General features: G+C 33.9%; 15 protein-coding genes. 11 read left to right on the forward strand and 4 right to left on the reverse strand.

Features of this window, described 5'->3' with window-relative positions; genetic code table 11:
- The first annotated feature begins 102 nt into the window (after window positions 1-102).
- Window positions 103-999, forward strand: a complete 897-nt coding sequence (locus RBQ61_RS08795; RefSeq protein ID WP_308136966.1) for an LCP family protein — start codon at window positions 103-105, stop codon at window positions 997-999.
- A gap of 44 nt (window positions 1,000-1,043) precedes the next feature.
- Here RBQ61_RS08795 and RBQ61_RS08800 read toward each other — a convergent pair whose 3' ends face one another.
- The 3 genes from RBQ61_RS08800 to asnB all read right to left on the reverse strand — a co-directional run bounded on the left by RBQ61_RS08800 (window position 1,044) and on the right by asnB (window position 3,872).
- The gene (locus RBQ61_RS08800; protein WP_308136967.1) at window positions 1,044-1,265 is read right to left on the reverse strand and encodes a small, acid-soluble spore protein, alpha/beta type; all 222 of its coding nucleotides are present in this window, start codon (window positions 1,263-1,265) and stop codon (window positions 1,044-1,046) included.
- Between the two features lie 301 nt (window positions 1,266-1,566).
- Window positions 1,567-1,866 carry a hypothetical protein gene (locus RBQ61_RS08805; RefSeq protein WP_308136968.1) on the reverse strand — a complete coding sequence of 100 codons (300 nt, stop codon included), beginning with the start codon at window positions 1,864-1,866 and terminating at the stop codon, window positions 1,567-1,569.
- Window positions 1,867-2,027: 161 nt separating this feature from the next.
- Window positions 2,028-3,872: an asparagine synthase (glutamine-hydrolyzing) gene (asnB, locus tag RBQ61_RS08810; protein ID WP_308136969.1), complete on the reverse strand. Its 1,845-nt coding sequence runs from the start codon at window positions 3,870-3,872 to the stop codon at window positions 2,028-2,030.
- A gap of 257 nt (window positions 3,873-4,129) precedes the next feature.
- Between asnB and RBQ61_RS08815 the strand changes: the two genes are divergently transcribed.
- The 7 genes from RBQ61_RS08815 to RBQ61_RS17640 all read left to right on the forward strand — a co-directional run bounded on the left by RBQ61_RS08815 (window position 4,130) and on the right by RBQ61_RS17640 (window position 7,569).
- Window positions 4,130-4,576 (forward strand): N-acetyltransferase, encoded by a 447-nt coding sequence (locus RBQ61_RS08815; protein WP_308136970.1) that lies wholly within the window; start codon window positions 4,130-4,132, stop codon window positions 4,574-4,576.
- A 114-nt stretch (window positions 4,577-4,690) separates the two neighbouring features.
- On the forward strand, window positions 4,691-5,191 hold the full coding sequence (locus RBQ61_RS08820) for a GNAT family N-acetyltransferase (RefSeq protein ID WP_308136971.1): 501 nt from the start codon (window positions 4,691-4,693) through the stop codon (window positions 5,189-5,191).
- Window positions 5,192-5,252: 61 nt separating this feature from the next.
- The gene (locus tag RBQ61_RS08825) at window positions 5,253-6,035 is read left to right on the forward strand and encodes a VanW family protein (protein WP_308140101.1); all 783 of its coding nucleotides are present in this window, start codon (window positions 5,253-5,255) and stop codon (window positions 6,033-6,035) included.
- Window positions 6,036-6,115: 80 nt separating this feature from the next.
- Complete coding sequence (locus RBQ61_RS08830) at window positions 6,116-6,370, forward strand: TfoX/Sxy family protein (protein WP_308136972.1); 255 nt, start codon at window positions 6,116-6,118, stop codon at window positions 6,368-6,370.
- Between the two features lie 143 nt (window positions 6,371-6,513).
- Window positions 6,514-6,843 (forward strand): type II toxin-antitoxin system RelB/DinJ family antitoxin, encoded by a 330-nt coding sequence (locus tag RBQ61_RS08835; RefSeq protein WP_308136973.1) that lies wholly within the window; start codon window positions 6,514-6,516, stop codon window positions 6,841-6,843.
- 5 nt (window positions 6,844-6,848) lie between these two features.
- Window positions 6,849-7,427, forward strand: a complete 579-nt coding sequence (locus RBQ61_RS08840; protein ID WP_308136974.1) for a Fic family protein — start codon at window positions 6,849-6,851, stop codon at window positions 7,425-7,427.
- Between the two features lie 55 nt (window positions 7,428-7,482).
- Window positions 7,483-7,569 (forward strand): putative holin-like toxin, encoded by an 87-nt coding sequence (locus RBQ61_RS17640; protein WP_374049911.1) that lies wholly within the window; start codon window positions 7,483-7,485, stop codon window positions 7,567-7,569.
- Here RBQ61_RS17640 and rlmH read toward each other — a convergent pair.
- On the reverse strand, window positions 7,560-8,039 hold the full coding sequence (gene rlmH, locus RBQ61_RS08845; protein WP_308136975.1) for a 23S rRNA (pseudouridine(1915)-N(3))-methyltransferase RlmH: 480 nt from the start codon (window positions 8,037-8,039) through the stop codon (window positions 7,560-7,562). The genes RBQ61_RS17640 and rlmH overlap by 10 nt on opposite strands.
- Window positions 8,040-8,239: 200 nt before the next feature.
- Between rlmH and RBQ61_RS08850 the strand changes: the two genes are divergently transcribed.
- From RBQ61_RS08850 to RBQ61_RS08860, 3 genes are all read left to right on the forward strand, one after another.
- The gene (locus RBQ61_RS08850; protein WP_308136976.1) at window positions 8,240-9,592 is read left to right on the forward strand and encodes an S-layer homology domain-containing protein; all 1,353 of its coding nucleotides are present in this window, start codon (window positions 8,240-8,242) and stop codon (window positions 9,590-9,592) included.
- 80 nt (window positions 9,593-9,672) lie between these two features.
- Window positions 9,673-10,374, forward strand: coding sequence for a hypothetical protein (locus RBQ61_RS08855; protein WP_308136977.1), 702 nt, complete (start codon window positions 9,673-9,675; stop codon window positions 10,372-10,374).
- A 358-nt stretch (window positions 10,375-10,732) separates the two neighbouring features.
- On the forward strand, window positions 10,733-11,452 hold the full coding sequence (locus tag RBQ61_RS08860; protein ID WP_308136978.1) for a hypothetical protein: 720 nt from the start codon (window positions 10,733-10,735) through the stop codon (window positions 11,450-11,452).
- Window positions 11,453-11,569 lie beyond the last annotated feature (117 nt).

Consider the following 11,569-nt stretch of genomic DNA (forward strand, 5'->3'; position numbering starts at 1 on the left):
ATCCGTTTCCCTTTATTAATTAAAAATTAAGATTTAATTTATTTACAAAAACATAATTTGTGTTATTATATATCAATGATACTAATTTTGGAGGAAGTAAAATTGAAGCGATTTCTTAAGGTGTTTTTTACATCCCTCATTTGCTTTTCGCTGGTTGCGACTGCTGGTTTATATGTTCTTGCCGGGTTTAGCAGCGATCAAAATGTGGATGCTTCAGATATATTTAATATAATAGGTAACGACAAAGAAAAAAGAATAAACGTGCTTTTGCTCGGTCTAGAACATGAACGGTCTGATACAATAATGCTTGCAAGCTATGATACAAAAACAAAGACAGCCGATATAATTTCTATTCCCAGAGATACATACGTGGAAAGAGACGGCTTTGTAAACAGCGCAAACAACAAAATAAATTCTGTCTATACTGTAAAAGGGATGGAAGGACTAAAGAAAGTAGTCTTAAACATTACAGGTATTGAAGTAGATAAGTTTGTTACAATTGATTATGATGGTGTAAGAGCTGCAGTTGATGCTGTAGGAGGAGTAGAGGTAGATGTACCGTTTCATATGAGATATACCGACCCGTATTCAGATCCACCTTTGGATATAAACATACCTGCCGGGGTACAGACTATAGATGGCGATAATGCCATGGAATTTTTAAGATTTAGAAAAACCAATTATTCCGGATACTCGGGGTATTCAGAAGGTGACTTGGGAAGAATAGAAGCTCAGCAGGGATTTATTAAATCAGCAATTAAAAAAGCGCTTAGTTTTAAGTTGCCTAAGGTTGTCAGCGAGGTTTACCCGTATGTGGACACAGACTTTACATTAGCTGAGGCAACTTCTTTAGCTGTGAGCAGCATTGGACTTTCAACTGAAAATATAAATTTTCATGTTTTGCCGGGAAATTCAAAGACAATAAATGGACTTTCGTTCTATATAATGGATACAACTGAAACTAAAGATCTTGTTTACAGCATACTCGAAATAGAATAATAAATGGACTAAAAAAAACGCCCGAAGGCGTTTTTTATTTAGTGTCAGAAAATATCTCTATCAGAAGGAGATTCGGTTTGCCTGTTTGCAAGCATCTTTTCTCCCATTCGAACCATTTCCCGGACACTCAGGCCATTAACAATGGCAGGATACATTTCAGAAGTCGTGCCGTTTATTGTAGGGATACCTAAGTCCTGCGCTATTTCCATTTTCAGATTATTAATGGCCTGCTGAGCTTCAGGAACTATTATTTTGTTCTTGCTCATAATATACAGCTCCTTTCATTTTATGAAGCTATATATTTATTATTATCATCAATCAAAAAAATAAACTGATAAATATTTCTATAATAAAAAATTAATGTAAAAATTTATACTTGGTTATATAGTTACCAGTGTAATTTCATTATGGGGATAATGAGTACTTATAATAGTAAGCTGCTGAAAAATTTCAAGTTGACTTAGTTGTTGCCCGAAGCGCTTAGACATAACAGAGAAATGAATTACTGAATCGGGCTAATAGTTGCTTTTTCAGCAGCTTTATGAGTAGTACATACCGACAGGTATATTATCTGGGAACAGTTATAGGAGTTTCAAGTGAATTCCAAAGCCATCCGCAGCAGCATCTGTGGCATCTGTTGCTTCCGCCTGAGCCTTGGACATTATTGCAGCGGTTTCCGCCAGCTCCGGCAGTGTTATTATTGCATCCGCTGCCTCCGGTGCCTCTGAAATTTCCGCAGTTTCTTCCTCCGGCACCTAATATATTGTTACATCTTCTTCCGCCAGTTCCGAGCACATCGCATCGTCCTGTGCCGCTTATGCATCCGGGTCCTCTCAGTGCTATTCTGGGAATTTCAGATTCTCCCATAACCTGACCGTTTCCACATCTACATCTACATCTACATCTATTATTGCAACACATTATAACACCTTATTCTTTTTAAATTTGAGCCAAGCTCATTAATATCATATTCGACATATTTCAAAGTGTTACGACATGTACACTATTTTAAAAAATATAATTATATCTTACTTTTTAATGGTTACATTGAATTCCTGCATCCATGTATTAATCTGTATAAAGTAGGCAATGAGCTGAGGGCCTGTCATAAGTTGACCATACCATGGTTTTTTGAAGGATTTGCCTCCGGATTCTACTATATCGCTGACCTTTTCCTTGTCAATAAGCTGATAAATAGGTGCGTTACTATCTGACAGGATGTTTCTCATTTTGCTTTGAACAGCATTTGTGTAATCAATATGATGTGTTTTGGGATAAGGAGATTTTTTTCGGTCTATAATATAATCAGGAAGCATTCCTCTCAATGCCTCTCTTAGAAGACCCTTTTCTCTGCCATTGTAAAATTTAAATTTATTAGGAATATTAAAAGCGTATTCAACTAACCTGTAATCAGCAAACGGTACTCTTACTTCAAGGCTGTTAGCCATGCTCATGCGGTCTTTTCTGTTTAAAAGCGCCATCATAAACCATTTTATATTAAGATAAAACAGCTCTCTCATTCTTGATTCTTCTTTTGATTCACCGCTGAGTTTAGATACTTTGATGATAGTATCGTGATACTTTTGATTTACATAATCCTCTATCGGAAGATGTGATAGCTCCTTATTAATGATTTCACGTCTTTCTTTTGTTGATTTTGACCATGGGAATGTATCGGAACTTATATCTTCAGGGCGTGTAAACCATGGATATCCTCCGAAGATTTCATCAGCGCACTCACCTGACAGGGCTACCGTAAAATTCTTTCTTATTTCTCTGCAGAATAATAACAGTGAGGAATCAATATCCGCCATTCCTGGTAGATCGTTTGCTTTGACTGCATCCTCAAGGGCGTTCATAAGTTTTAAGTTGTCGAGTACTACTGTATGGTGAATGCTTTTAATATGCTCGGACATTTTTACTGCAAATTGCTGATCGGAAGTTGGCTGGAACATATTAGAATGAAAGTACTTGTCATTATCCTTGTAATCTATGGAATATGTGTTGAGTATTTCTCTACCGTGTTTAGCCAGGTATTTAGAAGATATTGAGGAAATGGCGCTTGAATCAAGTCCGCCTGAAAGAAATGTGCATAACGGAACATCAGAGACAAGCTGTCTCTCAACAGCATCAATCAACAGATTTCTAACAGACTGTTTTGTTTGTTTGAAATCCTCTTCGTGAGGTTTTGCTTCGAGTTTCCAATATTCTCTGAGCATAGTTGAGCCGTCTCTGTAAAAAAGGTAGTGAGCAGGTGGAATTTCTTTAATATCTTTAAATATTCCGCTGCCCAATGAACGTGCAGGTCCAAGGCCTAGTATTTCCATGATTCCTTCTTCTCCTATAGCAGGTTCTGCCATGGGATGTGCAAGTATGGCCTTTATCTGAGAAGCAAATAAAAGGTTATTATCCTTAAAGCTGTAGAATAATGGTTTTACTCCCAAATGGTCTCTTGCCAGAAAGAAAGTTTTGTTGTATTCATCCCAAACACCGAATGCAAAAATGCCGTTTATGTGATTAACACAGTTTGGACCCCACTCAATATATGAGACAAGCAGCACTTCCGTATCTGAATATGATTCAAAATTGTATCCTTTTAATTTTAGTTCATTTCTTAAATCGTCCGTGTTGTAAAGTTCGCCGTTGTACACCATCAAAAACTTGTGCTCCCCTATCTGCCTTATCATTGGTTGTACTCCGCCTTCAGCATCAACAATTATTAAACGCCTGTGACCAAGTATTATATTTTCATCCTCATAGTAGCCGGAATTATCCGGCCCTCTGGATAATAATTTATCAGTCATGTTTTTCATTATTTCCATGTTGCCTGAGATTTTTGCTTTGGTGTTAATCCATCCTGCAATACCACACATATGATGCCTCCTAATTAATTTTGATAAAATAATTTTATGTGTCAATACATCTATTGTTCCATAATAATTTTATAAAATGTAATTACAGTTTAAAGTAAACAGTGGAAATATTATCCTGATTATTATATAATATTTCTATGGCTTTGATATTTCTATGGCCTAAGGATGTAAAAATGAATATGTGGAGATAACGATACCATAGGATTTTAGCATTGAAGGAAGTGCAACACATAATTTAAAAACATGGGAGGAATAAAATGTTTTGTTGCAGAGATATACCATTCAGCGATGTTTCAATTATAAAGTGTTTGTGGGAAAAGAACAGAGAGTACCATGAAAGATTATCAAAAAATTTTGGAGAAATATATTCAAATCTGATTTTTGAAGAGAGAATCAATAATTTTGGTGTCTTTGATAAAGACCACATAAAAATAACAATTGCCGAAAATTCCTCAGACAAAGAAATATTGGGATATTGTATATCCACTTTTAATGGAGTTGAAGGAGAAACTCACTCTCTACATGTATATGAAGGTGCCCGTGGGTGTGGAATTGGTAAAAGCCTGATGAGCAGCCATATAGAGTGGATGAAAAATAATGGGTGCACAAATATTACAATAATAGTTGCATATGAAAACGAAAATACAATTCAGTTTTACAGAACATTAGGGTTTAAAGAAAATACCATTGAAATGCGGTTATAATAAATACATGAAGTGCATTGAAATCAAATTAGGACTACTTTCAGGACAACTTCTTTTATAGCAGCACAAATTATGGTATTATATAGTAAACATAAGAATTAACAGGGGGCAAAAATGATCGAAACTAAAAGACTGTACTTGGATGATGCAAAGGAATCAGATATAGATACAATTATGGAGTTGGAAAATCATAAAGATAACAGGAACTTCGTATGGAAAGGCACTTATAAAGAGCATAAGGAAGAAATTAAGAACAGTGACTTTTTCCTCTTTGTTGTCAAGCAGAAGGAAGATAGCGAAACCGTAGGGTTCTGTCTTATTCACCTGGATAATAAGTCCAGACGATTTGAGCTTAGGAGATTTGTTATCTCAAAAAAAAGAATGGGATATGGTAGTGAAGTAATAACAGGATTGTTTAAGTTTGCATTTGAAAATCTTAAAATGAACAAATTCTGGTTGGACGTATATCCTGATAATTCTGCAGGAATAAAGCTCTACGAAAAGGTGGGAATGCACAGGGATGGTGTGCTGAGGCAGAATTACAAATCCGAGAGAGGATACTTGGATCAGGTGGTTTACTCTATGCTAAAAGATGAATACTTTCAAAAATATTAAAAGGGGAAGTTAATTGAAGAAAGCCGACAATTTGACTATAAAACCAGTTAACAGAAACAAAATGCGTTTGATGGCTGGGAAGGTATATTATACAGCTTTGCGGTACATGCTGTGGCATTCAGGTAAGTATAAATATGCCGGGCATCAATCCGAAAGCAATTTGGAATATGAATATTTTTCTCATAATACTCCATTGATCAGAAAGCTTAAGGAAGTTGATATGATTTATCAATACAATAAAATTATCAATCTGAAGCTTGCGGTTAAAAAAATTGACGGAATAATAATAAAGCCAGGAGAAACCTTCAGCTATTGGAAGTGTATAGGTAATCCTACTTCAAGAAAAGGTTATGTACAAGGCATGGTTTTATATTGTGGAAGCTATACCATGGGAATTGGGGGAGGATTGTGTCAATTGTCAAATCTGATATATTGGATGACTCTTCATACTCCGCTGACGGTTGTGGAAAGATATCGCCACTCATTTGATGTTTTCCCGGATTCAAACCGCACTCAGCCTTTCGGCAGTGGAGCAACCTGCGTTTATCCATACAGGGATTTGATGATAAGAAATGATACTGAAGATAACTTTCAGCTGAGAGTTAAGGTTGGAGACGCATACTTAGAGGGCAAGTGGCTGACTGATTTCAAGCCCTGCAGCAGATATGAGATAGTTGAAAAGAACCATAGATTTGAGAGCGAATACTGGGGAGCATTTAGCAGGCACAACGAGCTTTACAGAAAAAAATATAACTTGTCTGGAGAATTAATAGAAGAACAATATATAACAGAAAACCATGCGCTGATGATGTACTCACCATTTATAGAGTCGGAAGCGGAGTGAAGCTTTATGACGTTAGCGTATGGCTATTATATTATTGTATTAACTGCTGTTGCCTAATAAAACTTGTGAAGGAGGTAATAATGGGAGAATTAAGCAAATTACCGAATATAGGAATTAAACTTGAAGAACAGCTTAATGAAATCGGTATAAATACAACTGAACAATTAAAGAAAGTCGGAAGCAAACAGGCCTGGCTTGAAATTAAGGCTAATGATAATTCTGCATGCATTAACAGACTGTGCGCGTTAGAGGGAGCAATACAAGGAATCAGGTGGCACAGCCTTTCAGAGGAAATAAAAAGTGAGCTGAAAAAATTTTGCAATTCAGTAAAATAGCTAGCATTTTGCTACATAAAGTTAGGCATAGCACTTATGATGCCTCTCCGTAACATATATTATTGACGACTAATTATTCATAAAAGATAAAATTGTATTGATGTTGTCATTACAATGAGGTATAATTATGATGAGGTGATTTTATGTCAAAAACATATATTCAAGTGAGAGCGGAAGAAAGCGATAAGGAATTAGCATCTGAAATACTTGAAAAGTTAGGTACTAATTTATCTACGGTTGTAAATATGCTATTAAAACAAATTATTATGACTAAAAGCATTCCGTTTGAAGTGAAGCTTAATGAAACCAGCTATGCTGAAGATGAAGCAGTTTCTGAAATAGTTGCGACTTTAGCGATGGAAAATATGAATTTAACAAAAGAAGATATATTATTATTAAAAGAATATAGGAATGATAAGAGTTCAGCTGATAAAATTCGGAAAAAAATAATTTCTGAATATACCAAGGAGTAATAAGAATGAGCGATCATGTATATTGCTATGCTAATTCCGATGTATTGACTAATAAATTAAATATTCGAGATAGTAAGATATTGATTGAAGCTGAAAGAAAACTTACAATGTTACGTATTTCTGATTTGATTGACACTCCTATTGAAGGTGAGTTTGACTTAAGACATTTGCAGGCAATTCATAAATATATATTTCAAGATATTTATCATTGGGCTGGTGAAATTCGTACAGTAAATATATCTAAGGGAAATATGTTTTGTAAGGCTCAATATATTGAAGAACAGGCTAATAGTATTTTTGAAAGTCTGAAGAAGGACAACTATTTATATAGTTTGGGTCGAGATGAAATGATAATAAAATTAGCTTATTATTTTTCTGAAATAAATGCACTTCATCCTTTCAGAGAGGGTAATGGACGTAGTCAAAGAGAATTTATTAGAGAATTGGCACTGTTTTTCAATTATAGAATTGATTTTAGAAAAATAGATAATAACCTAATGTTAGAAGCTTGTAAAGATTCTTTTTTGTGCAATTATAGTAAAATGGAAGAACTATTTAATATTTGCTTAAGTGAAAAGTTATAGGCAATGTTTGTTATTTATCACAGAAAGTATATAACCATTTCGGCTTCGATAGCCTATGTCAATATATGATACTTTAACATTAATGATTGCGTTTGCGATGTTAGTAGCGGTTATCATAAATGACAAAAAAAGTTACTTATGATATGCCTCACCTGAATTAATTTTAAATGTTCTGTATATCTGTTCCATTAAAATTACTTTAAAAAGCTGGTGCGGAAATGTCATTTTGGAAAATGAAAGCTTGAAATTTGCAGCATCCAGAACTTCCTTGGACAGACCGTTACTGCCGCCTATTATAAACGTTATATCTGAAATTCCGTCAATTCCCAATGAATTGATTTTTTCGGCAAGCTCTTCTGAAGTAAGTTGTTTTCCCTTTACATCCAACACGACAATATAAGTGTTTTTTGGTATTTTATTTAATATTTTTATACCTTCTTTAATTTTAACCTGTTCTATTTCTGCAGGAGAAAAGCTTTCGTCAGCTCGTTCGTCATGTATTATCTCTTCTGACAGCCTGCAGAATTTTGTAAGTCTTTTTGAATATTCATTTATTGCGTCTGTAAAAAATCTTTCTTTAATTTTTCCTACGGAAATTATTGTAATTTTCATATTCGTATCCTTAAGCAAGTTTTTTTCATAATTTTTTTTCTCTATAATATAATAGTATAACAATAAGAAACAAATTTTTACAGGATTTTTTAAGTAAACGTTTACAATTTTATTATTGATTATAAACTATTAATATGTTATAATTTTTTAATAATCACGCTAACGCAAGCAATAAAATCCAAATTAGCGAGGTAGAAACTATGATAAAACTAATAAGAATTTTATGTGTTGCCTTTGCAATATGCTTTATAGGAACATATGCATACGGTCTTGCATATGAACCTTCAGATGAAGAAGAATTAATTAAAAATCTTGAAAGTAATTACAATATAAATATAATTATTCCGGATGACGGGGAATATGTAAGATACAGAGAATGTCTGCTGGTTCTTGAACGAGGGTTAAGCAGGTTCTCGGATGGAGTTATAAAGGAAATAACACAATACTATTTTGATAATGGTATAGAAACAAATATTATAATAAATAAGACTGAAAAAATAAAGGATTTGTTTTCTGAATATAAATTAAATGAGCATTCGGCTGATATATATATAAATACACTTCAAAGCAGCATGTATAATGCTTCTTGCGTTGCATCTGAGGAAGGATTTGTCTATGAGATGGGACGCTTTATAAGTGATTATTTATTTAATTCTTACGGCTATGACAAAATTAAAAAGGAATTTGAAAAATTAAATGAGGGTTATACATACGGTGCATGGAAAGATGGTTATGAAAATGTATTTGTAAATAAACATGCCTCCCTTAGCTTTGAAGATGAAGTTGTGGATTTAATATGGTTCAATGAAATTCATCCCAATATTGTAAGAACTATTGATAAAGATAATTATACCGTTATACATAAAAAGGTTGAGGTTTTAGCACATGCTTTAGATGAAAGTTTAAAATCCGTAACTGCGGATTCAAAGATGTGGCTTGAAGCCTTACCGCAAAAACCTGATTCTTGGGCATTAGATACTATACAAGCTATGAAAGAGGCAGCTCTTATTCCTGAAGAATTTGACGGAATGTATGGATCCTATGTAACAAGAGAAGATTTTTATGTACTGACTCTGAATGTAATAGAAAAAAAGCTTGGCAGAGAAGAATTCGTAAAAACTTTCAACTTAATTAGCGATGAGGGCAATGTATCCATTGACCCTGTAAAAGGTGAAATTTTTGTTAATAGTTGTGCAGATGTAGTAAACATTGATTTTAACGTGAGCGATTATAAAGAAAAAAAGCTTTATGAAGCATATCAGATAGGATTAATTGATGCCGAGGGATTGTCGGATTTAAATAAATATATAACCAGGCTTGAGATTGCAAGAATATTTAACTATCTGGGAAATGAACTGGGTGTTGATATTTCCGACTACGAGGCTGTTAATTATGATGACATTTCAAGTGTTAACAAATCTGAAAAAAACCTTATATATTTTGCATCAAGCAAAGGGCTGCTTAAGGGCTATGGAACAAGCTTCAAGCCTCACAATTATTGCACATACCAAGAAGCATATCTTATACTGATGAGATTTTATTCGCTAATTTAACAATACATATTGTTTGAAAATAACATATTTAATAAATTTTTCATATGTGTTATAATGGTAAAAATAATGAGGGTAGAGACATGTTTGACTTGAGAAGTATTGTAATAGGCATTGTGTTGATGCTGAAAAGATATACTTGTGTTGATATTACCATATACGCAGAGGAAAATGAAGAAGATTATAAAAGCGGCATAATGGCACTGCCCTTGATTGGTATTGCCATCGGCTTTATTGCGTTTATTATTTCGTCTCTGAAAATATTCTATGATGGGTTTTTTGTAAGTGCTTTAATCCTTTCATATTATAATGTAGTTACAAAAACCGTAACTATGAGAGATACCTACAAAACATTAAATTATTATATAAAACCAAAAAATCAGTCAGAGCAGCTTGCAGGGCTGATCGGTATTATATTGGTTAATTTAATGTATTTTTCTATTTTCAGAATTGTCTCTTCCACAGCACTGATAGTCATGGCTTCGGCAGGATACTCAGGTCTCATTATATCAAGCTCAGCAATAAAACGTAACAAGAGCAACACGACGATCATGAAGTACTGCGGGCGGTACCATATCATAGCAGCATTTGGAATTTCATTTTTTACAGCTGCCGTTTTTAATTACAGATTGGTTGTTTCACTTGCACTTACATATATTGTACTTGCTGCCGTTGTGAGCATTTTGGATGAAAAAATAAAAAAGCTTCCGAATTCAGTTGAAGGAACAATCATTGAAATGACGCAACTTTTGTTTCTTATAATTACATATATACTGAAAATTTAAAATTTTCAACTATGCATATTCAACGACCTGATGGTCGTTGTTTTGTATAAAATATGTAACGAACGGCAGCAATACATATACGCCGGATATACTGTTAAGCCCTTCCATAGAGGATTTTATGAATGGTAATGATGCTGTCTTGAATTATATTTTGGAATAATAATATATTTGTTGGAGAATAAAAAGGAGTATCATATTAATGTATATGTTGCTCCTTTTTTTAGCGATATTTTCCGCAGTGAAATGGGAATCGTCTTATAAATAAGAAAAAAAAAGAATACTAAAGCACAGCATAATATAATATTAAGGATAATAGGATATAATTAGTTGCAAACTTAATGAATACTGAGAGGTAAATATGTCGGGAATCAATGAAAAAAAGAAAAGAAATTGGAAGAATATCACGGGCTACTTCTTATTTGTTGTTTTATTAATCTCTATTGCTTATACGATAGTAAGAATAATAATGGCACCTTCCGAGCTTACCGTTTCGGATGCTCATGTTAAAATAAAAAGTGATTATGTTCTTATGCTTATACAGTGTATTCTAGGACTGATTGTAATGATGATTCCATCTATAGTTGAACGTCGGCTTTCAATAGATATTCCAAATAATATGGAAGTGCTATATTTTATATTTTTATTTTGTGCAATATATTTGGGAGAAGTTCGGGATTTCTACTATTTGATACCATACTGGGATACAATTCTGCATGCATTCAGCGGGGCCATGCTTGGGGCGCTAGGGTTTTGGCTTGTGAGTTTTTTAAACGATGCCAGTTACATTAACCTAAAATTGAGTCCGTTTTTTGTTGCAATGTTTGCTTTTTGCTTTGCATTGGCAGCAGGAGCTGCTTGGGAGATTTATGAATTTACTTTTGACGGCTTGCTATCTCTTAATATGCAAAAACATACGCTGAAAAACGGAATTCCGTTGGTTGGAAGAGAAGCTTTGGAGGATACAATGAAGGATATAATTGTTGATGCGGTTAGTGCATTTGCGGTTTCTACTACAGGATATTACCAATTACTAAAACAAGAAATGTGCGATACGAAGGATATTGATTCCATGCTTTAGAGACACTATTGCGTTTGCTTTGACTAAAAGCTATTTGCTGAACTGAAGCTCGTTTGCAACAAACTTAGAATATACTCAATGTGGAATTAATTATTGGAAAAACAATATTATCAATTA

The sequence above is a fragment of the Sedimentibacter sp. MB35-C1 genome, assembly GCF_030913635.1.
Lineage (GTDB): Bacteria > Bacillota > Clostridia > Tissierellales > Sedimentibacteraceae > Sedimentibacter.

Coding starts and splice junctions, on each gene's coding strand:
- RBQ61_RS08800 (WP_308136967.1), bottom strand. CDS start 1,265: ATGAGCAAGAACAAAATAATAGTTCCTGAAGCTCAGCAGGCCATTAAT.
- RBQ61_RS08805 (WP_308136968.1), bottom strand. CDS start 1,866: ATGGGAGAATCTGAAATTCCCAGAATAGCACTGAGAGGACCCGGATGC.
- asnB (WP_308136969.1), bottom strand. CDS start 3,872: ATGTGTGGTATTGCAGGATGGATTAACACCAAAGCAAAAATCTCAGGC.
- RBQ61_RS08815 (WP_308136970.1), top strand. CDS start 4,130: ATGTTTTGTTGCAGAGATATACCATTCAGCGATGTTTCAATTATAAAG.
- RBQ61_RS08820 (WP_308136971.1), top strand. CDS start 4,691: ATGATCGAAACTAAAAGACTGTACTTGGATGATGCAAAGGAATCAGAT.
- RBQ61_RS08825 (WP_308140101.1), top strand. CDS start 5,253: ATGCGTTTGATGGCTGGGAAGGTATATTATACAGCTTTGCGGTACATG.
- RBQ61_RS08830 (WP_308136972.1), top strand. CDS start 6,116: ATGGGAGAATTAAGCAAATTACCGAATATAGGAATTAAACTTGAAGAA.
- RBQ61_RS08835 (WP_308136973.1), top strand. CDS start 6,514: ATGTCAAAAACATATATTCAAGTGAGAGCGGAAGAAAGCGATAAGGAA.
- RBQ61_RS08840 (WP_308136974.1), top strand. CDS start 6,849: ATGAGCGATCATGTATATTGCTATGCTAATTCCGATGTATTGACTAAT.
- RBQ61_RS17640 (WP_374049911.1), top strand. CDS start 7,483: ATGTCAATATATGATACTTTAACATTAATGATTGCGTTTGCGATGTTA.
- rlmH (WP_308136975.1), bottom strand. CDS start 8,039: ATGAAAATTACAATAATTTCCGTAGGAAAAATTAAAGAAAGATTTTTT.
- RBQ61_RS08850 (WP_308136976.1), top strand. CDS start 8,240: ATGATAAAACTAATAAGAATTTTATGTGTTGCCTTTGCAATATGCTTT.
- RBQ61_RS08855 (WP_308136977.1), top strand. CDS start 9,673: ATGTTTGACTTGAGAAGTATTGTAATAGGCATTGTGTTGATGCTGAAA.
- RBQ61_RS08860 (WP_308136978.1), top strand. CDS start 10,733: ATGTCGGGAATCAATGAAAAAAAGAAAAGAAATTGGAAGAATATCACG.